This is a genomic window from Halovenus salina (assembly GCF_026410925.1).
GTDB classification, from domain to species: Archaea; Halobacteriota; Halobacteria; order Halobacteriales; family Haloarculaceae; genus Halovenus; species Halovenus salina.
This window is the reverse complement of the sequence record NZ_CP112972.1, coordinates 2,430,420-2,456,737: the sequence shown is the minus strand read 5'-3', so window position 1 is coordinate 2,456,737 and position 26,318 is coordinate 2,430,420. Positions and strand designations below refer to the sequence as shown.

Annotated in this window: 19 protein-coding genes and 1 pseudogene; 9 read left to right on the top strand and 11 right to left on the bottom strand. The window is 55.4% G+C overall.

Annotation, left to right across the window (positions count from 1 at the left end; translation table 11 throughout):
* Nucleotides 1-16: 16 nt before the first annotated feature.
* The 3 genes from OSC37_RS12260 to OSC37_RS12250 form a co-directional block, all read right to left on the bottom strand.
* Nucleotides 17-724, bottom strand: a complete 708-nt coding sequence (locus OSC37_RS12260) for a hypothetical protein (protein WP_267161729.1) — start codon at nucleotides 722-724, stop codon at nucleotides 17-19.
* 330 nt (nucleotides 725-1,054) lie between these two features.
* Entirely contained in the window at nucleotides 1,055-2,491 is a 1,437-nt protein-coding gene (tnpC, locus tag OSC37_RS12255; RefSeq protein WP_267161728.1) for an IS66 family transposase, read from the bottom strand.
* 323 nt (nucleotides 2,492-2,814) lie between these two features.
* Nucleotides 2,815-2,964, bottom strand: a complete 150-nt coding sequence (locus OSC37_RS12250) for a hypothetical protein (protein WP_267161727.1) — start codon at nucleotides 2,962-2,964, stop codon at nucleotides 2,815-2,817.
* Between the two features lie 392 nt (nucleotides 2,965-3,356).
* Between OSC37_RS12250 and OSC37_RS12245 the strand changes: the two genes are divergently transcribed.
* Both OSC37_RS12245 and OSC37_RS12240 read left to right on the top strand, forming a co-directional pair.
* Nucleotides 3,357-4,313: a MarR family transcriptional regulator gene (locus OSC37_RS12245; RefSeq protein WP_267161726.1), complete on the top strand. Its 957-nt coding sequence runs from the start codon at nucleotides 3,357-3,359 to the stop codon at nucleotides 4,311-4,313.
* Nucleotides 4,314-5,189, top strand: a complete 876-nt coding sequence (locus OSC37_RS12240; protein ID WP_267161725.1) for a hypothetical protein — start codon at nucleotides 4,314-4,316, stop codon at nucleotides 5,187-5,189. It abuts the gene before it with no gap.
* Nucleotides 5,190-5,737: 548 nt separating this feature from the next.
* Here the strand turns inward: OSC37_RS12240 and OSC37_RS12235 are convergent.
* A complete protein-coding gene (locus OSC37_RS12235; RefSeq protein ID WP_267161724.1) occupies nucleotides 5,738-7,654 on the bottom strand; it encodes an Eco57I restriction-modification methylase domain-containing protein in 1,917 nt (638 codons plus the stop codon).
* A gap of 1,034 nt (nucleotides 7,655-8,688) precedes the next feature.
* On the opposite strand from OSC37_RS12235, the gene OSC37_RS12230 reads away from it, so the two are divergent.
* From OSC37_RS12230 to OSC37_RS12220, 3 genes are all read left to right on the top strand, one after another.
* Entirely contained in the window at nucleotides 8,689-9,126 is a 438-nt protein-coding gene (locus tag OSC37_RS12230; RefSeq protein ID WP_164471652.1) for a hypothetical protein, read from the top strand.
* A gap of 252 nt (nucleotides 9,127-9,378) precedes the next feature.
* The gene (locus OSC37_RS12225; protein WP_267161723.1) at nucleotides 9,379-11,652 is read left to right on the top strand and encodes an Aq_aa27 family P-loop NTPase; all 2,274 of its coding nucleotides are present in this window, start codon (nucleotides 9,379-9,381) and stop codon (nucleotides 11,650-11,652) included.
* Nucleotides 11,653-11,734: 82 nt separating this feature from the next.
* Nucleotides 11,735-12,097 (top strand): DUF8170 family protein, encoded by a 363-nt coding sequence (locus OSC37_RS12220; RefSeq protein WP_267161722.1) that lies wholly within the window; start codon nucleotides 11,735-11,737, stop codon nucleotides 12,095-12,097.
* Between the two features lie 206 nt (nucleotides 12,098-12,303).
* On the opposite strand, the pseudogene OSC37_RS19155 reads toward OSC37_RS12220, so the two are convergent.
* The 6 genes and pseudogenes from OSC37_RS19155 to OSC37_RS12190 all read right to left on the bottom strand — a co-directional run.
* A pseudogene (locus tag OSC37_RS19155) lies at nucleotides 12,304-12,445 on the bottom strand (TATA-box-binding protein); the annotation flags it as partial.
* Between the two features lie 143 nt (nucleotides 12,446-12,588).
* Entirely contained in the window at nucleotides 12,589-14,232 is a 1,644-nt protein-coding gene (locus OSC37_RS12210; RefSeq protein WP_267161720.1) for an ATP-binding protein, read from the bottom strand.
* Complete coding sequence (locus tag OSC37_RS12205; RefSeq protein WP_267161719.1) at nucleotides 14,232-14,897, bottom strand: DUF8166 family protein; 666 nt, start codon at nucleotides 14,895-14,897, stop codon at nucleotides 14,232-14,234. Before OSC37_RS12205 ends, OSC37_RS12210 begins: the two co-directional genes overlap by 1 nt.
* A gap of 73 nt (nucleotides 14,898-14,970) precedes the next feature.
* On the bottom strand, nucleotides 14,971-16,236 hold the full coding sequence (locus OSC37_RS12200) for a DNA double-strand break repair nuclease NurA (protein ID WP_123537109.1): 1,266 nt from the start codon (nucleotides 16,234-16,236) through the stop codon (nucleotides 14,971-14,973).
* Complete coding sequence (locus tag OSC37_RS12195; RefSeq protein WP_267161718.1) at nucleotides 16,236-18,947, bottom strand: AAA family ATPase; 2,712 nt, start codon at nucleotides 18,945-18,947, stop codon at nucleotides 16,236-16,238. Before OSC37_RS12195 ends, OSC37_RS12200 begins: the two co-directional genes overlap by 1 nt.
* Nucleotides 18,944-20,461, bottom strand: coding sequence for a metallophosphoesterase family protein (locus tag OSC37_RS12190; RefSeq protein WP_267161717.1), 1,518 nt, complete (start codon nucleotides 20,459-20,461; stop codon nucleotides 18,944-18,946). Before OSC37_RS12190 ends, OSC37_RS12195 begins: the two co-directional genes overlap by 4 nt.
* Before the next feature lie 198 nt (nucleotides 20,462-20,659).
* On the opposite strand from OSC37_RS12190, the gene OSC37_RS12185 reads away from it, so the two are divergent.
* The 3 genes from OSC37_RS12185 (at nucleotide 20,660) to OSC37_RS12175 (ending at nucleotide 23,103) form a co-directional block, all read left to right on the top strand.
* Nucleotides 20,660-20,890 (top strand): hypothetical protein, encoded by a 231-nt coding sequence (locus OSC37_RS12185; protein WP_267161716.1) that lies wholly within the window; start codon nucleotides 20,660-20,662, stop codon nucleotides 20,888-20,890.
* A 61-nt stretch (nucleotides 20,891-20,951) separates the two neighbouring features.
* Nucleotides 20,952-21,164: a KTSC domain-containing protein gene (locus tag OSC37_RS19010; RefSeq protein ID WP_123537106.1), complete on the top strand. Its 213-nt coding sequence runs from the start codon at nucleotides 20,952-20,954 to the stop codon at nucleotides 21,162-21,164.
* Between the two features lie 52 nt (nucleotides 21,165-21,216).
* A complete protein-coding gene (locus OSC37_RS12175; RefSeq protein WP_267161715.1) occupies nucleotides 21,217-23,103 on the top strand; it encodes an ATP-dependent nuclease in 1,887 nt (628 codons plus the stop codon).
* A gap of 183 nt (nucleotides 23,104-23,286) precedes the next feature.
* Here the strand turns inward: OSC37_RS12175 and OSC37_RS12170 are convergent, their stop codons facing one another.
* On the bottom strand, nucleotides 23,287-24,084 hold the full coding sequence (locus OSC37_RS12170) for a hypothetical protein (RefSeq protein WP_267161714.1): 798 nt from the start codon (nucleotides 24,082-24,084) through the stop codon (nucleotides 23,287-23,289).
* A gap of 103 nt (nucleotides 24,085-24,187) precedes the next feature.
* On the opposite strand from OSC37_RS12170, the gene OSC37_RS12165 reads away from it, so the two are divergent.
* On the top strand, nucleotides 24,188-26,317 hold the full coding sequence (locus OSC37_RS12165; protein WP_267161713.1) for a DUF262 domain-containing protein: 2,130 nt from the start codon (nucleotides 24,188-24,190) through the stop codon (nucleotides 26,315-26,317).
* Nucleotide 26,318 lies beyond the last annotated feature (1 nt).

Genomic DNA, 26,318 nt, shown 5'->3' with positions numbered 1-26,318 from the left:
AGGCGTTGAGGAGAGTTTAAATCGAGGAATATCGATATTCTACTTCTATCGAGAACGCAGGGTAGTACAGGTCTTCTGGACGCTTGTAGTGGTCTGAATTAGAGAATTGCTCATTTATCGATATGAATTCCTCAAGGTTATCATCAAATGCCTCATCGTCCACGTTGTCCCAAAAAAGCAGGCAGAGGAGATTGACAATCATGTAGGTGAATTTACCTGGTGGACCAAATACATCATCTATCTCTCCGTGGATATTCGCATTCCGGACATTACGGATTAACCAGAATAGGTCGTGGCGTTCTCCCTCAAAATTGAACTCTTCTGCCATTTCCTCAGTTTCAGAAAGTAACCTCTCATCTCCTTCAAATATATATTGAATCTTCTCAAGAGCTTCCTCCGTAGCCGGATTTGCATTGTAATCTTTCCAGAGGTTCAATAGGTCCTCATATTTCACTTTACCCCTATGTGTATATTCATCGATATATGAGTTGTATCTCTCGTTATCGATTGGTTTTCCGGTTAGATCGACTTCTTTACAATGACGTCGAAGGCTTGCCTCTAAGGTGCTAAAAGCAGCACGGGCAAGTTGATTCTGTACCTCATGAGGGGAGGGAACGATTCTCTCTAATGATTGCTCAAAAGGTACTTTTGGCTCCGAGGAATGTTTCCATTTCTCTTGACCGATATTCCGAAGGATAGTTTCTAAATTCCTCAAATAGAGCAAACGTAGGACTCCTGCGATATCTGGTACTAGTCCCTCCGGAGCATCAATGAATTCTCTCTCAGGAAAATGGATTGATGTAGAACAGACAAGCGTCCATCCCCAATAATGGTAATTATCGCTCAGGTTTGATGAAGAAAATAGCTGAGTTTTGCAAAGGTGATATGAGAGATCCCGAAGACCATCCGCAGATAGCTCATGGACATAGGTATCTGGTGGGAATAGTGAAAGTTGATTATTACCCTCAAGAACCGCAAAACTATCTGAAGTCGGATTACCATCCTCCTCGATAACTTTCTCTACACGCTTTTCGATTTCTTTTTTCGTACGTGTTTACCCCGAGGATGCAACAACTGGCACGGCGTGAGCCCGTGAAATCATTTCGTTGTCCCGAGCAACTCGCTTGAGTTCCTCGTAGAGATTGCGTCCCTGCTGGCTCCACGTCGCCAGCAGGGACAGCAGCGTCTCGTGAACGAACATGCCTCGGTCATTTCGAAGCGTACCGATGAGTTTCCGGAGAACCACCGGTTCACGAAGCGCGTTTTCTGCAGCGTTGTTCGTTGGAGAGACCGCTGGCTCACCGACGAAGGTGAGCCAGTGGTCGAGACCTCCTTCGATCTTCCCGAGTAGTGTTGCCACTGGTCCGTCGGGAACTGACCGCTCAATCAACGATTCAAGCTCTCTCCGTGCTACACGCTGGAGTTCTGCCCGTTCGCGCAGTGACAAGTCGCTCTCCAGCTGAGTCTGGAGAGCAACGTACAGCTGTTTGAGAGCACGGTAGATTGGTTCGCCTTCGTCCTGCTGTTCAGCGGCTTGTTCAGCTTCCCGAAGAATATGTGCCCAACACCGCTGAAGCGTCTCGCTGAAGGCTGGATATGCCCTCCATCCATCACAGATGACCGTTCCTGCGAAGTCCTCGCCGAGGACTTCCGCGGGAACATCGCTTCCTCGACTCTCCCTAACCGCGTAGAGCGTGTGCTCTTCCGTGGTGAACGTCCAGATCCACGCCTGTTCGCCATCTCGTTTGATTCCTGTCTCATCAACGTGAACGACCTCAGCGTCCTGAATGTGCTGGCGTATTCGCTCGTATTCACAGCGACCGGCGCGCGCAGCGCGCTCGGTCGCGTGCCACGCGGACGCGCCCGTGAACTCCAGTCCGTGTAGTTGTTCGAAGCGATCAGCGATCTTCCGGTATGGGAGGCGGTGATCGTATCGAGACAGAGCGGCTTGTGCGATGACATTCACCCCGAACTGCCCCTCATCGGGGCAGTCGGGGTGTGAAGCAACAGTTTCGGACCCGCAAGAGTGGCACTCGTAGTGGTGGCGGTTGTACTGTGTAACTTCCGGTGGCTGTGGGTCCGGGATTTCTTCGACGAGTCGGGGGCTGACGCCCGCCGACTCGTCAAACACTTCACCACAGTCTGGACAGCAGTCACAGGTAACCTCGATTTCTCGATCCGGATCAGGTGCAGTTCGCCACTCTGGATCGTGTCCGGGATTTCGACCAGGACTGCCACCGTCAGTACGTGGCTGTTCGTCGTCCTCGTCTCCATCAGACGAGGACGACTCGTCTTGATTTGCTTGATCCTTGCTCGGTGGTGTATGCGGCCCTTCGTACCATCGAAGTTTGGCTCTGAGGCGCTTGTTTTCCTTACGGAGTTGCTGATTCTCTTGCTTGAGCTCTTCATTCTCTTGTTCAAGGTCATCAACACGATCTTCAAGAGCAGTGATTCGCTCAAGCAGTTGGTCCACTTTCTTGTCACTGACCATGACAACACCTCCTGACCAGTGCAGACGACGCGGGACGGTCTCCCTGCCGGAGACCGTCCCTCGGGTAACACCCTGTCGTCTGCATTGCTCTACCGTGAGATCAGGGGCAACTTACGAGAGAGTGGCGAAATCGTTCTGGGGGTAAACACGTATCTTTTTTCAAATTTTCATTCATACTTTCATCTCACGGTATTTCTCTGAACACCTGGGCCCCACAAGTCGCCTGGTTCATATACCATTCCTGCTCCCCATTACCCACCTCATAGAGTGCTGGTCCCTATTCCGCATGATACACCTCTTCATCGAATTTGATTTCTAAGTTCTCATTCAGCATCCTGAATCGATGCCTGATCCCACTGGATTGCGATACGTGATTCCGTAGATGGCCAAGGGAGTCGATAACAGTTCGGTTCTTCGAGGTACATCTCTTTCGTCTCAGCAGACGAGATGGGTTCAAATTCGTTCTTCGTCATGGTTTGTCCGAAGTGCACATGAGCGTTGTGGCGGGTGAGTGGACCGGCTGACGCGGTACGCTGTCCCCCTCCCCGCGAGCGAAGCGAGCGGGGGCTCGGAAGACGAGCGTAGCGAAGTCTTCCGGTGGTTCAAATCGGGGAGGCGGCATCATACTCACGGTTCAAATGCCCACGGAGCGGTGCGTGGGCGACCCCCTCGGATTCCCTCACGACCAATTCGTTAAACTCGACTCGGTACTCTTCGCGTCCCGCGCGGATTCTCGTCTGTGTTCCAACTGAGAAGAGGCTGGAAGTCACAATCCTTCACCCGGGGGATTCCGACGGTATAGAGGCTGGTTGTAAACTAAAATGCGGAAACTCTTTTAACTGTTAAGACAATATAGTTTACAAGGATGCTTACGAAGGCCGGGCTCGCTATTCTAGACGTGCTGAGTTCCGGGGCGGACGCAACCGCACAAGAGCTGGCCGCAGAAACCGGGTATAGTCGCAAGCAGGTCTACCGCGTCGTTGACGACTTACTCGACAAAGGGGTACTGGACGAGTCCCGAGCGCAGCACAACCAGCGTGTCCTGCGCGCCTCTGACGACCCGATTGTCGAAGCGTACCGGGACCTGACATCGAACCTCGGGCACGTGGACTGGGCGGACCTCCTCTCACCGGCCACGATACAGGTCTGCTGGTACCTTGATGAACCACGCCGCATCACCACGATCGCTGACCGATTAGGAATTACGCGACAGGCTGTCCACAAGGTGTTATCCCCGTTGAAGAACCGAGCGATGCTCGCTCCCGCCGGCCCAGAGTACGCACTCGCCGACGACCTTCACCCCTTACTCGAATTCGCCAACACCGTCGTCAGGCATGGCCACCGCAACCGTGTTCGGCGACTCGCGCCCAGTGCCACAATTGCGTGGTATGACCCGAAACGCGCGCTCGTCCAAGTACAAACCTCCGAAGACACGGAGAAATTCCAGAACGCCGACGACTGGGACGTGACTGGATTAGCGGAATTCCAAGCGTACGGCCTGCAGTTCTTCCTTGCAGGAGAACCCGCCTTCTGGTACGCGCCAGACGACGATCTCACCCTTGCAGACATCGTTTGCCATACGCTCGTCCTCAACACTGACTCCCGACGCGTGAGCTACGCGATGCTGCTCATCGAACAGGAACGAATCGAACAGGAAACACTCACCGAGACTGCGACTTGGTACGGTCTGGACTCAATGATACCCCGGATGTATCGTCTTATAGACGAAGGCACTGACGCCGCCGATGAGATGGAGGCGGGAAGTCCCTTGCCGAGTGCTCAAGAATACGCGGCGCTGAAAGATCAGTATGGAGTCGTATAAATGACCGTCTTCAGCGGCGAGGAGGCCATCAAGACGTTTCTTGCCGAGTTTGACGAGTGGCTCTCAGAACCGGTGGACGTGTACCTCCTTGGCGGGTCTGCAATGACAGTTCGCGGGCTGAAAGACCAAACCGAAGATATCGACTTGGCCCTCGGCGTGCCAACCGAATTCAAACACGTCTACCACGCCCTTCGAGAACAAGGGTTTCAGGTGACGGGTGAGCCGACCGCGTCATTCGAAGGGGTTGGAAAAACGGTTGAGCTCTACCATCCTGGCCGCGGGTTTCGGGTTGACTTGTTCGAGCAACAGGTTGTCGGGAAAGTCTGGATCACAGAGAGCATGCACGACCGGGCGGACGAGTTCTGGACAGGGGAGTATGCAACGGCGTACGTGCTCGCTGATGAGGATTTGTTCTTGTTGAAGGCAGTGTCCGGTGGCGACTTAGGGGCTGGCAGACGACGCGACATTGAGGATATGCGGACGTACGCGCAGCGTGGACTCGCCTACGAGGAGATCCTCAACGAGATTGAGGAACAGCGCCCGTTCAATACGGGGTCAATTGAAGCGACGCATATCCGTAATCAATCTCATCCGTTATTTACTATCGAGGTGGCTGTACAGTCGCTTTCCGGGCTGCCATCCTCGTTTACGGATCGCGTGTCGGAGTTCGCAACCGAATTCGAAGTTGAGTACGGTATCTTGGAAGCGGTCGATGAGGGTCTTCGGAGTCCACGCGCGATCAGCGAACGTGTTCTTTCGAACGTCCGAGAGCTCTCCGTTGGCGACGAGGAGGCGGTGTCTGCTGGGATCGATCGTCTCGTCGAAAAGGAAATTCTTGACCGAGAAGGGGAGACTGTTCACCCCTCGTCCAACTAACTCGGTGCTTTCGAATCTCTTAGTGACGGCACTGGGATGAGGATGGCAAGCATTCGGCAGTACGTCTCTGGATATGTACTTGTGTACGTCTCTGGGTACGTACTTGTGTACATCCATGTGTACGTCCACAAGTACGTGAGTACGTACATTCTACCGAACGCCAGAATCCTCAGTGGATCTCGTGGTATTGCTTGTTCCAGAACATCCGTACTCAGCCGCTATGACGGACACATCTTGATTAAGACGTTCTCAGGATTATACCCACAGACGCCCAACCAGAGCCACGTCCAATCCTACGCGGCCACAAGCACTGGCACCAGTATGTGATCAGCAACTGACCCCCCAATCTTGGAAACCGCTGAACGTCCGTATTCAGAGTGTGCCGCTTGCACGAGAGCCCGACGGTTCTGGAAGATCTATTGGTCACCGACGCCATCATCGTAGGATTCGGGAAATCCGATCCGGCTGAGAGTGGTATTTACCGCGACTCTCGTGAAGGAGCGTCGGGATCACCAAGCCAAGTACCTGAGTCAGAACCGAACGCTGAATCACAGGGTCTGCTGGAGTACAGCATCGATGCGATTAATGACGGACTCGCAATCATCGTCGCGGCGGGTGGTCTCTCGCAGCGTATCGAATAAGTCAGCAAGGTCAGTCGTCAACTCATCATCGATGTCGGTCACATCAATCACAGGCAGTTTTTTGAGAGCTCCCGGCCCCAATTTTTCCAAACCACCTTGCCGGGTCTGCGTGTAATTGGAAACGACGCGCTCGGCAACGCCACTATTCAAATACGCGAGCAACGCCTTCAGTTCCGTCTCGTTCAGCGTTACGTCGTAGAGTCCATCGAAATTGTGGATGTTTCGGGCCGGTGTCTCATTCAGCAGGAACGTGAATCCGTCTCCGCTCGCGTTTTGAATCAGAACCTGGGGAGAGTCTTGTCTCCTCGGCCGGTACCAGTACGGACGATCTTCGAACGTAGTCGTCTCTGATAGACCGTGCTTGCTAACGCCGCCACGCAGATATGCAAGCACATTCGCTACCCTGCCGGAGTCGTCGTCTGGTAGTACCGATGAGTCCTCAGCCATCTGCTCGGTAAATACGCGGATCGACTCCGGGATCTCTTGGATCAAGTCAGGATCGAACAACCACACGTCCTCACCGTTCCCTCGTAGTTCCTCCCAGTCTTCGTCACGGAAATCATACCCGTCGACAAGTCTTGGCCGCCGAATCAGCCGGGAAAGATGCTCGTTGGCTAATTCGAGGTCGTCAACGTCGGCCTGTGAGAGGCAGAAGAAATTGACTGCGCCAGTCGTCACGCCACGATGTACTGTGGCGAACTCGTCAAGGCGTCTGAAACTGCTCGTATCGATGTCCGTCGGGGTGAATAATGATTCCCAGTTCTTGACAGGATCGAGCTGTGTTTGTTGCACGCAGTTGATGAACCCCCAGTCGGTGCGCCCCGACTCACCCTCCTTGACTGCGTCACGAAGTTCATACCCGCTAACCGAGTCATCAACACGAATGAACCGCGTTTCGCCATCTGATTCATTCTCAGGTGTTGCTTCTAAGAATGTGATGAGGGCCGTCGTGTGAGCGTCCGGGAAGATTCGTTCACCAGCCGGGTTGAATTGGACGAACGCTTTGATCGAGAACACCTCTAGGAGGTACTGCTTGAGGGATTCTCCGTAACGTGTCGTGAGGAGGCTTTGCGGTGTGATGAAGGCTGCGCGATCCCCTCCAGAGAGGAACTGTCGTGCGTGGTAGATGAAATACGCATGGAGCGGTGAGCGTGCGCTGATTTCGCTCCCGATCGACTGTTCTATTTGCGTGTTGATTCGGTCTTTGTACGCTGCCGGGAGCGAATCGCCACTCGTGTAGGGAGGGTTGCAGATGATCGCGTCGACATCTCGCTGCAGGTCTGCTGGTGAGAGGTCGAGAAAATCAGTCGTACGCGGGTCGTGCGCCTGCCCGTACAGCGTGAGCGCGGTCGTCCCCATGAGGTTTGAGAGGGGACTCTTGTCAATGCCGTTAACGTGGGCTGGTTCTGCACTCACCTCCCACTGCGGGTGGAATGGGCTTGCTAGGACACCAGCTCCCATCCCGGGGTCAAGCACACTGTCATCGCCACCGGCTGCCCACGCCTGCATGAGCGTCCCGACGGATGGAGGCGTCCGGAATTGACCGAGTATCTGGCGGTCGTCGTTCGACGTCAGGTCTGCATAGAGCCGACCGATGGCTTCAGCCGGCTCTCCCGACTCCAGCAACCAGTCCCGAGCATCGACGACCGGTTCGAGATCGGCGTCGTCAGCGAACCAGACAATCTCATCAAGAACGTACTCGCTGAACGCTGGATTCTCTGTCTGATCCGCTGCTCGTCGAAGTGCCTCTCGCGTATCGGTGGGCAGCGATGGCAGGTCGGCGTGCTGGTGGTGCCACTCGTAGAGTGTCGTCTTGAGAAACACGTTCAGAACAGCTTGCCGAGCAATGATCGTCCGAGTATGCGTCGTAGCCGGAGTATCAAGCCCGTGGAGTGCACACCACTCCGTAACCTGATCCTGTAGGGACTCGGGCAGAGCAGAATCGATGGTCGCGGTAAGAGCGTCGGCTGCCGTCCGGAGCCTCTCTACAAGGGTTTCATGCGTGCTCTCGTCGAATCGGTCCGGAACAGGTTCCCAGTCACTGACGCTCAGTCTCTCAGTCCCGGTTGGAGTGATATGCGACACGACACTAGCACTCTGGGTGGCGGTGACCCGTTCGGTATCTTGAGAGTTGTAGCACTCACCAGTAGACGGTCGTAATCGACCGACGGACTTTGTTTCTGAAGTAGTGCGAGACATCGGAGTAATGCAGTTTCAGGAGCTGGTTTTTTAAAAGGGTAAGCCACTCAGGGAGTTACCGTTCTACTCACTGCACAGCTACGGCCGCACCGGACACCACGACAGACATGCTTCTTAGCCCCGTCCACGGCGATTCCAAGAGGGGCCCGTCGAATTTCCTAGAACCATAGTTCTTGTTTAGACGGCGAACAACGAGAACGATCAGCGATACCAAGCGCGCGTGAAACCGCTCTTCGATGTAATGCTTTCTCCAGAACAACGGCACTCAGCCGCTATGAGGGACACATCTTGGTTGATACGTTCTTAGGATCATACCTACAGGCACCCAATCAGAGGCACATCCGATCTGATACGGCCACAAGCACTAACGGCGGTGTGATGAGCAGCGCGCCTTTCAGAACCTGAAGAATGTTGAACGTCCGTATCCAGACTGTGCCGCTCGCATGAGTGCGGTTCTAGACGTTCCATTGAATTACCGACGCCATCACAGCAGGATTCGGAAAATCCGAGCCGGCAGAGAGTAGTACTTACTGCGGCTCTCGTCGTATTTCCCGAATCCGGGGGGCGGTGCTCTCAGCGGGCCAGGGTTTAAACCACGGTGGTTATTTTGCCGGTGTACCTGAACGGCAAGCAAATATACGCAACCGTTCAGAAGCACTATGACAGAGACACGCACAACCAACTCGGCTGACGCGGAATGGACGCATCCAATCCCGAAGGATATCGTCCTCTCCGTGGCTGACGAACACGAAATCGACGCAAAGTTGTTACATACACTTCTTGAAGAAGGAAGTTCAGTTTGGGACGGGCACAGAGAGGACCTAGAGGAAACCTTCTACGCGCTACATTTCGGACCGACCGGGTTCCGGACGTTCACAGTGGAAGGATTTCTGATCGCGTGGGGCCCGGACTATCACCCCAAATACCTCCTCCGTGACGTACATCTCCCTGACCATGCGGGAGATTACCACTGGGAAATGAGCGAAGTCCGCCTCCTCATGGCAGTAACACAAGCACATCGACGATTTGCTGGACGCTTACACGGCCGTGACAGTGATGACTGGTGCCCAGTCGTGATTCGAGGACCAAGCGAGTAATAATCTCGCTTACGCAGGGTATAGAACGATTCGAAGACTGCCTGCCTCAACTATTTCTTATAAATTTAACAATATAGGTGGCGAATCAACGACCAAATCCAGCGGTGTAGTGCCGTGGAATTCCCTTGTCTCCGGCACGGGAGGATGTCAGTCTCGCTCATCGCTGTCGAAGTGTCACCAAGTGTCGACAGCGTATGTTCTACTACCGCCCCACGGCACGGTTTTTATTCGTTTCAGACCGCTGCCGTGTGTATGGACGAACTGACAGCGAATATCTCATTCGACCGATTCGCAGATATGCCGGAGTTCTACGGATCGGGGGCTGCGGAATACCGCCTGGCGATGGTGAAAGAGCGTGCTGACTTTCTCGATCTGTTCGCAGGCGCTCGTCACGTGGACGCCGTGACGTATGCGGAGACACCTGAGCTGATGGTACAGATGCTGACGGAGTACGACATCGGGTCGCTGGACGTACTTATCGGGAACGCTGAAGACTACGCCGACCAAGTGAACGAAGTGTCGACGGCGAGGTCACTCGTTCGACTTCGACAGGATGACCGACTCACGATTCGGCTGAAGAACCGGAAGACGGTCCACTCGAAGATTTACCGGATCGTTATGCCGGACGACACGGTGAAGCTCGTCCAAGGGTCGGCGAACCTCTCGCGGAACTCCTGGGAGTACCATACGAACCAAATCTCCGTCATTACGACCGATGTCGGGACCGAACTGGACGAAGAGTTCGAGCGGTTCATCGACGAGTACCGCGAAGGGTACAGCGACCAGACGCTCCTCGAAGGGCTCGTTGAGGCGCTAGAAGAAGCCGATTCGCCGGAAGAGCGGGAGAACCGCATCGAGTACTGGGTCGGAGCCGGCGACCTCGACGTGAGTGACACTGCCGCCCTGAATCAGGACGCCGTCGAGGACCTGAAAGACGTCGCCGATCAGGTCACTGCCGTCGTTGACGACCCAGAGGAGGCCGACGAGACAGTTGCATTCGTCGAAGAACCCGAGAACGCCGACCGCAACGTCATCGAGCCAGATGACTCCACTGACGAGGAAGACTCGACCGTCGCTCCGGACAAGGATGAATCACCGGACGTCGGGCTCGTCGAATCAGATCACGAAACGGGGCTGACGGACGGGCTCGACCGGCCGCGGATCCGCGCGCCCGACGAGAAGATACGAATGGGAACCAGCAAGGTGGACAAAGACACTGCCGACGAGTTCGGGTCCGGGCTCCGTGACCGCGGGGCGACCGTCGAAGACCACAGTATCACCGCGCCGCTGAGCGCGTACAATAACCAGGTCAAGGAGTCGACGGCCATCCCGACGATGTCCGTCCTTCCAGAGGCCGAGCAGGTCGTGATCGGGGAGGATGACGAGATGATTCTCGTCGCCACCGACGAGCCGACCCCCGAAGTTCTAGATCACTGCCTCGAAACCATCGAAGACTACATCGAGACCGTCCAGAACCACGGCCACACGCAATCCGAGACCGCAGTGATGGCGCAGATGTACGAGGCGTTCCTCTACGGGTTCTGGGCCCCGTTCGCCAACCAGTACGCCGAGGCCTTGTCGTCACCATCACGAACACTAGACAACGTTCTGCAGCACCTCTACATCGAAGGAAAGAGCGACGCGGGGAAAGACAAACTCACCGAGTACATCCTGCGACTCGTCTCCGACAACACGGTCATCTCCGGTGTGGACGCAGACGACGTCGGCGTCAAAGAGGTCCGCGGCGTCCGCGAATGGGACACGTGCTTCCCGTACGCCATCATCGACGCCGAAAAAGAGAAGATCCAGCGCTGGAGCCCGATCCGAAACTACTGGGGCGACTGGACACCCACCAGCGTCGATCAGCCTTGCCTCATCTTCACGACCAACGACGCTCTCCCGAAATCCGAATTCCGGAACCGAATGAAAATCCTGAGCATGGACGTCTCCTTCCCCTCCAACCCGGAGGATCCAGGCTTCCGCGAAGCACAAAAAGACCTCTCGGGCGTGCTAGAACGGCAGAACCCGATCTTCAGTTACGTGGCCCGCCGAATGCTCACCGAACAACCGTGGACCGACGGGAACGGCACTATCGAAGACGTCCGCCGTATTGTCCGCGAATTCTATGACGAAGCTGGTCGGGAGCAACCCGAGTATTTCCCCGCCGACGAACCGGCCGAGAAGACGTACGATACGGGGCGGCTGAAGTGGCAGCGCGACATTCAAGGCGGCCGTGTCACGTTCGAGTCGGAGCCGAATGCCATCACAGCTGACTTCGACCGCGAAGAGTACGAGGTCTACGACTACGAGAAACGCCTCCCCAAACGATTCATGTCCGAGAAATCGTCCACGAGCGTCTACATCGGCGCACCCGAAGAGTTCGCCGAGTGGATCGGATACTCCGTCAACGACCTCCTGAACGGAGCAGCCGAAACCGGCACAGACACCGAGCAGTCAACCACCACGGAAGACGCATCGGATACGGACAACTCCAGTGGATTCCTATCCCGGTTGTTCGGGGACTAGTCTCGTCGATTCTCTGTCCGACTCTCGCGGAAGACTACACGCGCTCCATCGCCTGCTCGGTCAGTCGGGAGAGATACGCTGGTTGGACAACTTCGACAAATTCTACGTGCTACCCCGGGACTACGCGTGGATGTCCGCACAGAACCTCAACACGGAAGCAGACGTCATCGCCGCTGCCGCGACTATCTACTTCAACGACGATCTCGACGAAGCTACCACCGAAGAAGAGCTGGACTCCCTCATCACAGCGGCGAACAAGAACGATATCGATCTTGCGAAACCAGACATCATAGAGCGACTTGAAAATCGAGACGACGTCGAAGACGCCCCAGTTCCATACAGTTGGGTGCATCTCAACGAATTCCGCCTCTTCGAACTTCACAATCGATGCTTCGCTTGGTCCAGTCCAGATGGTCTACGCGATGTCGTAGATGAAGTTCCGTAACACGTTGTGCCGATTCAGCGCTGTCAGCCCGGATCAGATTCATTCCCCAGTTTCAACTATGTCAGCGACTGGAATTGACTCGACAGGCACGTTCACTGATGGTGTTGAGTCGGCTTCGATGAGTCCGAGGTCTTCCCCTCGTTCAATCACGGTCAAAATGGCATCCGTAACTGCCGGCTCATCCATCCCATCCACTGTTGCGATTACACCATTACCGAACAACACAGCGGTGGTCATTGGTTGGTCTACGTGGTAAATCAAACCGGGGAATTGTTCTGGCTCGTACTCGATATTCGCTAATCCGAGACCGATTGCGAGCGCATTAATATTTAAATTGGATTCTAATTCGACGCATCCCGCTGTTTCACCCGTGTTCAGTTCGACACCAACATCAGTGAGCGCGTCTCGTAGCGTGCCTGGGGTAAGTCCCTCGGTAGTCATATGAATGGCACACCGGGCACCAGTGTTGTAAATCTACTGTGAGATAGTGATCAGTCTAAGCTCTGAACGCCAGTCGAGTCTCCCTCCCCGAAATCAGCCGATTCGGACTGTGTCGGTTCGCGTTGTCGTTCATCATATGCTTCGCGCCATTCTTCAATAACTGGCCTGCTTCCAGCACCGTGTGGTGTGCGTCGCTGTCGAACCTGGATCAGTGCTGGCGTGTTCATTGCGTCACCAGACACGACCGCTTGCCCTGGGGTTAACCCGGGCAACTCCCGAAGTACGTCTTCGCCAGCGGCCTCCACGGAGTTTTTGATCGCGTCCTGGTCATTCGGGTTCTTGATCTGCATCGAGATCTGCGTGCCGCACTGCGACAGTACGTCTTGATCGATTTTCGACGGACGTTGACTGATAATCCCGAGTCCGAATCCGAACTTACGGCCTTCAGACGTGATCGTTCGCATGATCCCTAGCGATGGGGCTTCACCGGAGGCTGGAGCAAAGCGGTGTCCCTCTTCGAACAAGGCGAAAATCGGATGCTCGATATCCGAATCCCGGTCTCGCACGTCATCAAGTCGCTCTCGATACATCCGCCGCAGAAGAACGGTCGTGATAAGTTGCTGGTCCCACCGATCCAACGTATCCATCTGGAGCACCGTACACTGCCCCGGATCTACAATCTCGTCCAGCGGAACGTTTTCTTCGGGATGGAAGAGATCATTCCGTTCAATCGACCGTCGGAGTCGCCACTCTAGTGCGCCGACACTCGCGTCATCATCGCCGTAGATCCGCTCCATTTCGGCAATGAGTTCGTCTATACCCCACGTCCGACTCTCTTGTCTCTGCATCGCGCGCCACGCCGTCGAAAGCCGCTCTTGCATCCGATTACTTGGGTTGTCCAAGATCGCCATCACGTCACCAATCTCAAGTTCAGAGATGCGAACTCGAAGGCGCTCCGGGTCGTAATACTCGATACTTGGTTCATACCCATCTGCACCTTGGAACGCCTCTTCACCCTGCATTTCCGCCAACGTGTCGTACTCACCGTGTGGGTCAAACACGAGCAGTGATGCACGCGAGCTCGGACGCATCATCTCCTCGATTAGGACCGACGCTGTGTAGGATTTCCCGCTCCCTGTTGAAGCGAGAATCGCTAGGTGTGTCGAAGCGAATTCTTCGATTGGAATGTGTAAATTTGTCGCCTCTGCTGGTCGATTCAACAGCCAGCCGATGTGCGCGACTCCGTCAAGTGTTGTGACATCTGTGCTGTCAGTTTCACAGCCGAGGTTCGGCAACACGGTTTCGAGTTGCTGGTGTGGTGCAATCGACAGTGGCGTCCCCGGGTCAGGCAACTGGCGAGGATTAGCGAACGTCGTCATGTTCGTATCGTAGTACCCGATGACCGTTGCTGTCAACCGGTACAACTCAGTGTCATCAGTCGGCACACCGAGCGTTGCCGCAACTGTCTCCGGCCCGACCTCCGGATCCGCAAGGAACCCTTCAGGGAGACCCCGAATCAGCTCACGGTTCGTCACGCGAGCGAACACCGATCGTGGCTCACCTTCAACCGAGACAGTGTACGTGATGAACTCACCCGTCTTGATCGACTTGTCCGACGGAGTCACGAACACGAATTCGTTCGGATCGTCACCCGGTCCAGCAACGGTGCCGACCACGTCTGATCGATCAGTCATCAGACCATCCCTCGCTGTTCCCGCGCTTGCCACTGCACGTTCTGTTCAACCACGTCTAGTACTCGCTGATTTGGATCGTCTTCCGGTAGCATCCCTCGTAACCGGTCAATCAGTGCGACGATGACCTCCGACCCGAGGTCACCAGCAATATCTAAGAGTCGATCCATGTACGCCAACTGAATCTGATCGTCGACGGTATGGAAAGAACCCGTGACCTGATCAGGACAGTGGAAGACGGTATCCTCGACTTCTAACGTCCACCGCGGCATTTGATGCGTTGGCTCTTGTATTGTCCCATCTTCGGCGATTTCTGCGGTACCGAGAAGCGCCACGCCAGCGAGCGTGGTGCGCTCTTCGATGTATCCCGGCGTGAATTGGGCCTGGTCGTCCTGCGCTAATCGCGGCCCGGTTCGTCCCTGGTCAGGATCGACTAACTGCGTGTCATAAATCACGCCCATGACTGCGTGCTCGGTTCCGTCGACAGTTTTCTTGATGAAGACGGGTTGTCCGAATTCGCGCTCGTGCAGTTCCGGTGGACGATCACAGTCTCGTTCCTTGTACACCTCGGCGACGTAATCCAGATGGCTGTTCGAGGACACGATGCTGCCAATCCGAACGCACGAATCGAGATCCGGACTGTCTCCGTCAGCTAGTGTGTCTGTCATAGCTTCGTCTCCGTACTGTTGTCTGGTCGTCGAGCGGTGCATCCTGCTGGTGCGTGTGGGGTGTGGTGGTGAATCATCGTCGTCGAAGTTCCTTGCTTAGTGCTTTGGCGTCCCATTCCAGCGGTACGTCGTTCGATTCAGCCCAGCGTTGGACGACGCGCTGGAACTGTTGGCGGTCCTGATGGTCTAACACAGCGTCACTGTCGGCCTGTTGCAGGATTTCAGGATAGCCACGTCCGATGCCTGCTTCTGCCCGCACAATATCGACGGTGTACTCGTACATCGAATCGTACCCGTCGGGACCGTTACTGCGGCACAGCCACCCGGGGAATTCGATTCGGTCGAGTCCAGCGCCTGGCGGTACGTTCAGGTACGAGAACAAGATGTCATCGCGGAATTCGTACGCTTCCCCGTTGTACGTTGTCTGCAACGCGTCGATACTCCCATCGCGTTTCGAGATGAACGGGATTGTCGTGTCCCCCCACGGGCTCATCAACTCCGTCAAGACGTGTGCATCCGGAATGACGCGATCCGTCCCGAATTCCTCGCGTAACAGGAGCCGTGTCATCTTCACGAGCTCAGTGGCGCTCGACCCGGCAACGTACCCGACCAGCGGAATCTCGTGGTGCTGACTCGCTGCAATAACTCGACTCAGCGTCGAAATGTACCGCTCTCGGGTCTCTGGCTTCAACGGATTCGCAAACGACGCGATCAACGGACCGTCATAGAACACGACCGGCGTCTGATCGATATCACCTGCATCACGCGCATCAGCTAACTCCGAGAGTTGGTCGATGAGTAGCCGCCCTTCGTGTTCGAACCGGTGATGCCCCACGAGTTGGGAATCAACGAACCGGTAGTCACCGTCCTCTGATTCTTGTGTGACCTCGTCAGGCGTCAAGAGCCGTCCTTCGACGCCGCGGTCAAGCCGTCCCTCGGCGTGATGGTGGTTGACTGCCCATGCCGCTTGGACGTACGCGAGCGGAACGTTGAATTGCGTTGTCGGCGGGAGCTGTGACCCATCGACAGCCATCACCGGCACGTCACGAATAATATCGCGGGCCCACTCGTTGACCTCCTCGTGATTCTCCCACCCGTCACTCTCGGGGTACGGAACGATGAGACTATCCCCCTCATCGAACTCGTCCGTCGGATACGCCCCTGGGTATGACGCGTCCTGGAGCGACGCTCGAATCTCCTCGCTCGTCCACTCGTCGGGCAACCGCTGAAACGCGTCTTGATACCGCTCCACGATCCCCGTATCGTCTTCGAGATACGTCTTAATCGTGTCAACGTTCGCCTCCAATTCAGACGCGACACCGTGTTTATCGATCGGCATTAATTGACCGACACCTCCGACGTCTGCTGGTCTTTCTCGATGGTGATCGTGTAGTCAGTCATCGAATCGAACGTCTGGTCGTGACTAATGACCGTGAGTTGCTCGAAGCTATCCAGCTGTTTGAGCTGGGTGACAAGATTCCGTTTCTTTTGCCGATCGAGGTTCGCCGTCGGTTCGTCCAAGAATGCGATCCCCACGGACGCTAACTGTTCGAGAATCGCCAGTCGCACCGCAAGTGCAGCTGCCATCTTCTCCCCACCGCTCAGTGTCGAAAACGACTTTCTGACATCCGCATCGTGGACGACGATTTCGTAGTCGCTCGTCCACTCCAGCGTCTCAGCCGATGCGCCGCGAATCGACCGGAACAACTCATTCGCCCGGGATCCAATCCGATCGGTGATGATCTCCCGCATTTTCGGCCCGGCCTCACGGACGTTCTCCCGCACCCAGTCAGCGAACTGCTGGTCCGCTTTCAGTTCCTTCAGCTGCTGAAGTTTCTCCTGACGCTCCTCTAGCTTCGTCTCCAACTCCTCGATCGTTTCACGAACCTCCGCCAGATTCTCCCGCTTATGCTCTAATGACCGCCGGTCACCGGCCAGTTCCTCCCGGAGTTCCTCGATGTCTGACTCCAGCGTCTCGAATCGTTCTTCATCGAACGACGCTTTCGTCTCCTCCAGTTCTGCCTTCGTCTCTTCGAGATTCGTTTCGAGGTCTGCAAGCTCGCTCTCCAGGTCTTCCACTCTCTCCTGACGCTCTTCCACTTGCGACGCTTGCTGCTCGTACTTGATATACGTTTGATGTGCCGACTCCGCCTCTTCCAGCGTTTCCTTGACCTCCGTCAACTCTTCATCCAGGCCCTCGAACTCCTCCAACTCGTCTTCGATTTCCGCCAGTACCGACTGTTCCTCCTCTAATTCCGCCCGTTTTGCCTCCAACTCATCAGGGACATCAGCATGCTCCTGAACTCGGAATTCAGCAGTCTGGTATTCGTCGTACGCCTCCTCCAAGTCATCCTGCTCGGCTTCAAGATCCGGGAGATCCGACAATTCGTCTTCCAAGTCCGCTAACTCCACCTCTGTCTCTTCCTTGTCGGCGCGCAAATCTTCGATCTCACCTTCCAACGACTCGATTTTGTCCCGATGCACAGGGAGCTTATCGACGCGCTGCTTGACCTCTCGCGCCGTGGCACGCCGCTCACGCAACGCATCAAGTTCCTCGGCGAGTTCCTCACGCTCCGTCTCGATTTCCTCGATCCGGGCTTCACGCTGCTCGATCGTCTTCGACCGGTGATCCTCGTTTAACGGACGGTCACACGTCGGGCACGGCGCATCAACATCCGTGTCACGCAACCTATCTAACTGTTCTTCGAGCCGCTCACGTTCGCTCTCCAGTTGCTTCCGACTCGCCTCTCGGTCGTTGATCTCACCGGAGAGAGCTTCCGGATCCGTCGTCCCCTCCCACTCGTCCTCTATCTCCGCAATCGTCTCTTCTTTCGCCTCGATTTCGCGCTCCTTCGATTCGATCTGCTCTGCCAACTCCTCGATCTCCACTTCGAATGCGTCTACGTCGTCTTCGCGGTCTTTCAACGACTCAATACGGTCATCGAGTTCCTCATACCGTTCTTTCGCCTCTTCACGCGCCTCCAACGTCTCCCGAGCGGTCTCCAGTTCTTCCAGATCCTCTTCCAGCTGTTCGACTTCAAATTCGATCGCCTGGATCGTGTCTTCCTGTTCGTCTCGGTCCGCGACGAGCGCGTCCCGTTCGACCTCCTGTTCCTCTAACTCATCCTGCCGCTCGCGTGCCTCCTCGTACCGACGGTGCCCTTCCCGGTTCGCCTCGCATTTCTCCTGTGCCTCTTCGGCGGCCGCGAGTTCCTCCTTCGCCGTCCCCAAATTGCTCTCTGTCGAGTCGATGTCCCCTTCCAGCGAATCAACCTCCTGGTCAAGGCGGTCGATTTCCTCTTCAACAGCTTCCAACTCTTCATACTCGTCTTCTTTCTCCGACAACTCGCCGGTTTTCCGTTCGATCCCGGCTTCAATTTCCTCAACGTCATCGGCCAACGACTCCGCTTCCGCTCGCTCGTCCGGCAACCCTTGCACCTCGCCGGTGAGCGTATCAATGTCCCTACGGAGATCCTGCTGCCGACTCTCGATTGCGTCCGGCACGTCCTTGAGCGTCTCCCACGACTCCTCGTACGCGTCCAGATTCAGGAGCGCATCGAACGTTGCCTTGCGATTTCGAGGCGTTTGCGAGAAGTCCGATAGGAATCGCGTTTGAGGTACCCCGATGCTGGAACTCCAGAGACTGCTAAGCTCGTCGCCATCTTCCACATCGAAGCGCGCACACAACCAGTCCACCAACTGCGTCTTGGAATCGATGTCCTGATCGATCCACTCGTCAGCATCGGGATCATACCGGTGCACGCCGTACTTCGACCGGCCGACGGATCGAACAACTTTGTACCGGTCCGTCCCGTTCTGTGTATCTTGCTCGAACGTGACTTCGACTGTTCCTGAACTTGCGCCTTCCCGCACGAACTCCTTGTTGTTGAACGGGAGCGAGTCGAACAACGCGAATCCGATAGCCTCCTGAACCGTCGATTTCCCCGCGCCGTTCTCACCGAGAATCGCCGTCACGCCGCCTTCGATTGGCACGACAGTCCGATCCTCATACGACTTGATGTCTTCCAACGCAACTTCCGTGATTCTCATTGCTCCACCACCTCCCCTGCCTCCGCCTCTCTGTCTGCTTCGTCGCCGTCTGTCGTGTCATCAGACGCTTCCTCGCCTGTGTCGGCATCGGCGAACGGATCTTCTTCAATGTCCAGCACGACGTCGTCTGTCAGCTCCGGGAACAACTCCTGGCGCGCCGAACTCACGGAGTCACGGATGTCCTCAACGGCTTCGCCAGCTTGAGCCATCTGATGAGCGTTCCCTAACACGTCAGCGACATCGGCTGCGTGGTCATCGTAGATCGATTCCTTCGCAATCGTCTCGAAAACGCGGTTTTCTAACGCAGCCGTGTTCAACTGCCCATCCTTGAACACTTCGTCCTCGTCAATCTCCGAGAGGAGTTGCTGCACGTTCGCCGTCCGAATCCCTGTATTCACCTGGACGTACAACGCGTCGCACGCGTCTTCCACCCACTCCGCAAGCTCATCCGTCCGGAAATCTCCACGGCTGAACTGCAACGTGCCCGTGAACCGAAGGTCGATAATCGGGTCTCGCGGCTCACCCTGTGCCGTGAACGCGTCCTGACTGCAGTATTCTGTCATCGCAGCCTGCTCATCCCGAACGTGCTCCTGAAACGCGGTTTCGAGGTCACCAGGTGACTCATGCGCGGTCACGTCGAATTCAATTCGGTAGTACGGCCGTCGCTTCGTCGGGTGATGCGCCACGTCGCACCCAACCGCGTCACCACCAGCCTCAGATTCTCCGGCGTTGAGTGTAACCGAGTAGTAGCCGTGCTCCCACTCAGCCCGTCCTTCTCGCGTGTTATGCGCTTCCGGCGACCCGGGATTGTAGATCCACTCGCCCGACTCGTACCGCTTGTGAATGTGCCCGAGCGCCAGGTAATCCACGACATCCTTCACGTCTCGCAGTTCGCCGTGGGTGACTGTCCCGCCGAGCGTCGGCACCTCATCTTCCATCCCGAAATGCGCCAGCAGCACGGTCCACGCCGGTTCCCCATGCATCTCATTCGTCTCCTTGATCCCCTTCGCCACTTGCTGGAGAGCCTGGTCTGTCTTCGCGCCGCGCCACTGCAGGCCGAACACGCGAATCGGCCCGTCTACGTCCGCGACATCGATGTCATAAAACCCTGCAGACTGCCCCGGTTCGTCCGGATCGTGCGGGTTGAGCCACGCTGTTTCGGGATCCGCATTCAGGTTGGCTTGCAAGAACACGATGTGTCCGCGCTGATGCAGGTAATTCAACCACGTCACGTCACGCGGTGTCAGGTTTTCATCGTGGTTGCCACGCGATACTAACACCGGTACCTCATCAGGTATCCGTTCGAGTTCCTGTTCGATCTGATGCAGGATCTTCGGGCGCAAATCCCGTGAGTGGAACAGGTCGCCTGGTAACAGAATCGCATCCGTCCCGCGCTCCTCAATCATCTCTTGGAACGCAGCACGCGTGGTCGATACCATATCGTCCTCGCGTTGTTTCAACCCGTACTGTCGATGGCCAAGATGCGTATCAGCGATGTGCGTAAGTGTCAGCATGATCAGTGTGTTGTGGAGGGTACTTGTTCAGCCGAGCGTGCTACCAAATCACGGGCCTGAAAGTATGTGACTACGTGTAACCGGACGACTATTAAACATCATCCAACCAGGGTGAAAGTGAAGTAAAGACGACATACAATCGTCAACCGCGCTCGTGACGCCGTCAAACAAGGCCGCAAAGACAAACCCGGCCTCTTCATGATCACCCAAAACCCCGAAGACATCGACGGCGACATCCTCAAACAAACCAACACCAACATCTTCCTCGGTCTCCGCGAAGAAGTCATCACCAAAGTCCCCTCCATCCCCCGCGGCTACGAACAAGACCTCCAAAAATACGGCAAAGGCCAAGCCGTCATCAAAGCCCCAGACGTCGAAGCCGTCGAAGTCAAAGGACTCCCCTACTGCCTCACCCAACACAGCAACTGAAGCTAGACAAATCGTTATTTAATGGATAGAACTAAATGACTATTCTGCCACATAATGCAGTATGAAACGGGCCCCCGTCTCCTCAAGTAACCTCAGTAGCGTAGGGTATGATGAGTCGAACCAAGTTCTAGAGATTGAGTTCCACGGTGGAAGAGTCTACCAGTATTTCGATGTCCCCAAACGAATCCACCAGGAACTCATGAACGCCAGTTCGCACGGGAAATACTTCCACCGGAATATCGAAGATAAATACCGATACGATCAGATCAAATAATGCGTGTCAATTTAGTCCGTGTCCAAGATCCCCGAATCGAGAGGGCGGAGCCGTGAGTGACGGACGGACTCACGTTTCACGACTCTCAGTCGAGAACATCGGGAAATTTGAAGACTTAACACTCCAGCTGACCCCGTTCACACTCTTAGTGGGCCCTAACGACGCTGGAAAAACCACTCTCTTGGAGGCATTACAGACTGTATGCGATCATTCGAAGCTGGACATTAAGCAAATCCGGCGTGATGTGACACGAGACACCGGAAGAGCACCCGACGCCTCAATCGAGGCGATCATTGAAAACCCGCCGGACGATCTGGCAGACCGTGCCAATCTTGAGGAGGGCGATGTTGCAGGGCTGAAGATCGAATGGGAAGTAACTGGAGATTCAGAAGAAGATGTCTATTTGGAGTCCCCAGACCACTATCTCAGAGAGCGGGTTCCCGAAGATGAGCGGCTCCACGAATGGGACTATTATGCGGATGGCGAAAAGGAGATTCTGGAGGATTACGATATTGAGCCAGGAAGCAACGCTGATGAGCGGGAAGAACAGTTCGAGGAATTGAAGGCTGAGATCCTCGAAAATCCTGAAGACACCTGTCTTGATTGGATCTCTTGCGGAACCAGAGAATTCGGTCGTTTAGCTCCAGCCAGTGAGCAAATCGATACCGAGGATGTAGACAGCCCAATCAAGTTACTCTCAAAACTACTCCGTCAAGAAACCAAATCGTTCCTCTATGCCGAGGATGAGGATGGTGAGAAGAGTGGAGTTGACGAACTTGTCGAAATTGAAGAGCAAGCGACGGATGCGCTTAACGAACGACTCGAAAGCCTCTCCGACAGGATGGAGCGATACCTCCCCGGTCTGGACCAGATCACAGTAGATCCTGATTGGAGTTTTGTCAACGGAGCAGATCTCTCCAACATCGTGCTTCGCCGAGATGGTGAACAGATCCCGCTTCAAGAACTGGGTGGCGGAACTAATGCCCGCTCGGCCCTCTCAATGCTTGAATGGAGCGCAGAGGTCAATAAAGGAAAAGAATCCGTCATCCGGACGATGGACGAACCGGATCACCGCCTCCATTTTGACGTCCAACGGAGGCTGATCAATCTTCTCCGGAGCGATATCTCGGGTGAAGATAGTTATCTCTCCCAGTGTATCGTCTCGACTCATAGTTTGATTATGGTTGATGGGACCCCGTTACACGAAGTAGTATATCTCCCTGAAGAAGTGGATCCGAACGACGAACGAGCGCCGCTAGTTTCGAAAGACGAAGCAGAGGCGGAGGATTTCATGGGCAACATCATGGCCGGTTTGGGACTCTCTGCCAGCTGGGTCTATCTCGAACGAGCGATGATTGTCGTAGAGGGCGCAACTGAACACAACTATATCGAAGAACTATACCACCAAGTCACCGGTAGCACCCTCGTCGAGGATGGGGTCCAAGTCTGGGACAGTCAGGGATGTGGCCATATCGTAAAAACCCTCCAGCGGCTTCAGGATAGCGGGCGAGCACGAACGTTCGTTATCCTGGATTCCGATGCAAAAGAGGAGACCCATTATGAAGATACTCTTGAAGACCACCTTGAAGATATATACGAAGTCGGAGGTTCGGAGCCAGAACTCGTCTGGATCGGTGACAAGGAACTTGAAGACACGTGGGAGAAGGACGACTTAGCCCGACTCGCTGAAGAACACTGGCCGCGTGCAGATGGCAATGACTGGGATGAAATCCATTTCCAGTCAGTAGACGGGGCAGAGAAACCGAGTGACGAAATCGTTGACACCATCCGAAGTGGCTGCGCGCAGAATATTCCAGACTGCCCCAGTGTGACTAAACCAAACATAGGGCTTAAGATGGGGAGATTAGACGATGTAGAACACCCTACCGAGATTGTCGATATTATGCAACATGTTCATGAATACTGTAGCCAGAACTGAGAGAGAAGCATAGGTTGTCTCGTCAACCGTAATACTTCGAGCTACTATCGATCCAGCCTGTGAGCGAAATCCCACCACAGCATGTCGTCCGGCTTGTTCGTCTGTGAGCGTCACCTCCGCTGCGTAATCTAGGTGCGGAGTTCTGCGGCCGCAATGATCGGCAACGGCGTCGTATAATGCCTCTTAGAAGATTGCATCGGCATCACTCTCTGTCCAGTTCGTATCGTAGCTTGAGAACACCGCGGCGTCGAAGACACAGGGGAGCACATCGGCTGTTGAACAGCCGTCTTGAACGATGTCCATGATGAAGTGGTAATACTCCGGCGTGCTGAGTCCTGACCCGGAAACGTGGTAGGGAAGATCGAAGTTCTTGTTCAGCCATTTCGTGATACGAGAGTCGAGTGGAATCTCGAATCTCGTTAGACCGAGAATCTGGAGGATGTTCCGCGCTTGCTTTGACCCTACTCTGTGGAGTCCATCACCAGCGAGCCGCTCGGACAGGTATGTCGCTGCTTCTCGCTCGGTCCCGGGATCGCCGGCTTTCGGCTCCCGGGTTCGAGCCTCAAGCAATAACTCTAGTTCACTCCACAGTTCGTCCCACCCGCCAGAGTCCAGACGTTCGAGATTCGTCTCACAGGCGTCACCGATGTTGTTGTAGTACCGAATCCCTCCGTGTTCTTCGAGCGTCTCGGAAACGAATCCGCTGACGTCATCGACATCCCGACACTGATCGAGACTCACCGTCTGAATTTTGTTCTTCAGAAATTTGGAGACGTGGCTGTCCGGTCCCGAGCGCTGCTGGGAGGTGAGTAGTGCTGCGAGATGCGCATTCCAGAACTGATCCGGAGTGATTTCGATCTCGGCTTTGTTCACGTTCTGTTCCCGTCGTTTCTGCACGAACGGGTCGTCTTCTTGATCGGAGATGATCTCAAGAACGTTGCCGGTCTCCTCGTCTGAGAACGTCCACTCGACCTGAGCCATACGCATCCGTCTTATGCACCGCCGAAAAATCTGTTGAGGATACTTTAACTCCAGTAGCGTGATTCCCACAGGAACTTTCTGCCTTCTCTGAGCAATCAGGTGTATGGAATCGGGAAAGAAATCGTTAGAAGAACTGACGACAGCAGGGGTGTTCCACGTTCCGGAGTACCAGCGGTACTACTCGTGGACCGAGCCGGAGTGGGACGACCTCTGGACTGACCTCTACACGCTACCTCCGGACAAACAGCACTACTTCGGGACGATCATCATCCAGAAGACGGACGAAACGGAAAGCGGCGGGAGTACTGGTGGATACGGCTCTTCCAGAGAGAAACCGATCAACCTCCTCATCGATGGCCAACAGCGCCTCACCTCACTTGCACTGCTGGTACGCTCAATGACGGAGTGTCTGGAAGAGATCGCACCGGAGACGGATCACGAGGCCGAGATACGCGGTGACGTCGAAGAGATGCGCGAGACGCTTCTCATTGAGGACAACATCTACCAGCTCCAATTACTTGACGAGGAGGACAACAAGTATCTCGAATGGCTGCTTACCGGGCACGACGTTCACGAACCGGAGCGCCCGTCCCAGCGGAAGATGATCGAGGCGAAGGAATACTTCGACGAGCAACTCGATGATCTCACTGCGTCCCCTGATGTTAATCCTGTAGACGTCGCCACCGAACTCAAGCAACTCTGGGAGACCATCCTCGAACTCGAACTGATGGTGTACGTCGTTGACGCAGCCAACCCGGAGAAGGCGACACTCATCTTCGACAGCGTCAACGACCGCGGCCGGTCACTCTCAACGTTCGACAAGACGAAGTCCTTCCTGATGCGGATGGCCTACCTCGCTGCTGACGACGAAGGAGAGGCCCAAGCGACCATTCGCCGCATTCGGCAGTCCTTCGGAGAGATGTACAACGACCACCAGACGATGCTGGAGTCGCCGTACGTCACCGACATCAGCGACGATGCGGTCCAGCGGTACCACTTCATCTCGTATTTCGACTGGTCGAACTCCGACGAGTACAGCGATCCCGCCTTCCTCACCGAACTGAAAGAACACGTCCGCACGCTTCGAAGGAAAAACCCTCAAGCGTGCTTGGAATACATCCGCGACTACACTAACAGCTTGGAGCGCGGGTTCAACGCGTTAGCGAAAGTACTCGACCGTACTGGCGACGACGACATCTCGACGCTTGTCCAGCGGATACATCGCCTGCGTCATGCGACGAAGTTCTACCCATTGCTCCTCAAAGCCTGGCCGAACCTCGATGAGGACGGGCGACAGGAGCTTCTGAACGCGATTGAGACGTACATCTTCCGCGTCTACTCTATTGGGAACCATCGGAGCCACACTGGTGAATCCAGCCTTTACGTCCGCACTCGGAACCTCAGCAAGGACAGCCCTGCCGATGTCTGGGTGAGCAAAGTCGTCTCCCTGATGAATCGATACGAGGACGACTCCCAGTTCCGGCGATCATTGTCCGCTTCTGACCTCTACTCGAAAGCAAGCTCACAGGATCTCCGGTACCTCTTCTACTTCTACAACGAACATCGAGCTGACGAGAAGGGTGAGCGTGGGGGACCAACGCTCTCGGAAGCAATGAGCAACGAATACACGGTCGAACACATCTGGCCACAGAGTCCTGACGAACTCCCGATCCAGGATGCCGACGAGTATCCTAGTCCCGAAGCTCGGTACGATGCATATGTTCACCGCCTCGGGAACCTCACGTTGGCAAGCAGATCGTGGAACTCGAAGTGGGGGAACGCTGCGTTCGAGACAAAGCGCGACGAAGGGTACGTAGAGTCGAAGCTCTGGGTGCAGTGGGACATCCAGGACAACTACGACGAGTGGTCCGTCGAAAATATCGAGGACCGCGAGGAGGCGATAACCGAGTTTGTTCTCAAGGAGTGGGCAACCCCTGAGACACGTCTTGGCGGCGTTGAAGAGCCTGCAGACGCCATTGACCGGCTGACGGCGGAGGAACAGTTCGTCCTCAAGGCACTCCGACAGAACACCGGCGGCGCGGTTCGTCGTGTCATCCACGGGGATGTGTGCGAACTCCCTGATTCACCGTTCAAAGAACCAAATTCGAACGGTACAGAACGGAACGAGGTAGGTTCGATTCTGAGTCGCCTCCAGAACGTTGGGCTTGCTGAGCAAAACAAGCATACTTGGTCGCCTACCGATGAGGCGCTTACCGTGCAGATTCCCGCCTAAC

What these genes read in the sequence shown, in the direction of transcription:
- OSC37_RS12190 (WP_267161717.1), bottom strand. Translation starts at nt 20,461, where the DNA reads ATGCTGACACTTACGCACATCGCTGATACGCATCTTGGCCATCGACAG.
- OSC37_RS12170 (WP_267161714.1), bottom strand. Translation starts at nt 24,084, where the DNA reads ATGGCTCAGGTCGAGTGGACGTTCTCAGACGAGGAGACCGGCAACGTT.
- OSC37_RS12245 (WP_267161726.1), top strand. Translation starts at nt 3,357, where the DNA reads ATGCTTACGAAGGCCGGGCTCGCTATTCTAGACGTGCTGAGTTCCGGG.
- OSC37_RS12225 (WP_267161723.1), top strand. Translation starts at nt 9,379, where the DNA reads ATGGACGAACTGACAGCGAATATCTCATTCGACCGATTCGCAGATATG.
- OSC37_RS12195 (WP_267161718.1), bottom strand. Translation starts at nt 18,947, where the DNA reads ATGAGAATCACGGAAGTTGCGTTGGAAGACATCAAGTCGTATGAGGAT.
- OSC37_RS12230 (WP_164471652.1), top strand. Translation starts at nt 8,689, where the DNA reads ATGACAGAGACACGCACAACCAACTCGGCTGACGCGGAATGGACGCAT.
- OSC37_RS12200 (WP_123537109.1), bottom strand. Translation starts at nt 16,236, where the DNA reads ATGCCGATCGATAAACACGGTGTCGCGTCTGAATTGGAGGCGAACGTT.
- OSC37_RS12210 (WP_267161720.1), bottom strand. Translation starts at nt 14,232, where the DNA reads ATGACTGATCGATCAGACGTGGTCGGCACCGTTGCTGGACCGGGTGAC.
- OSC37_RS12205 (WP_267161719.1), bottom strand. Translation starts at nt 14,897, where the DNA reads ATGACAGACACACTAGCTGACGGAGACAGTCCGGATCTCGATTCGTGC.
- OSC37_RS12250 (WP_267161727.1), bottom strand. Translation starts at nt 2,964, where the DNA reads ATGACGAAGAACGAATTTGAACCCATCTCGTCTGCTGAGACGAAAGAG.
- OSC37_RS12240 (WP_267161725.1), top strand. Translation starts at nt 4,314, where the DNA reads ATGACCGTCTTCAGCGGCGAGGAGGCCATCAAGACGTTTCTTGCCGAG.
- OSC37_RS19010 (WP_123537106.1), top strand. Translation starts at nt 20,952, where the DNA reads ATGAAACGGGCCCCCGTCTCCTCAAGTAACCTCAGTAGCGTAGGGTAT.
- tnpC (WP_267161728.1), bottom strand. Translation starts at nt 2,491, where the DNA reads ATGGTCAGTGACAAGAAAGTGGACCAACTGCTTGAGCGAATCACTGCT.
- OSC37_RS12165 (WP_267161713.1), top strand. Translation starts at nt 24,188, where the DNA reads ATGGAATCGGGAAAGAAATCGTTAGAAGAACTGACGACAGCAGGGGTG.
- OSC37_RS12185 (WP_267161716.1), top strand. Translation starts at nt 20,660, where the DNA reads ATGATCACCCAAAACCCCGAAGACATCGACGGCGACATCCTCAAACAA.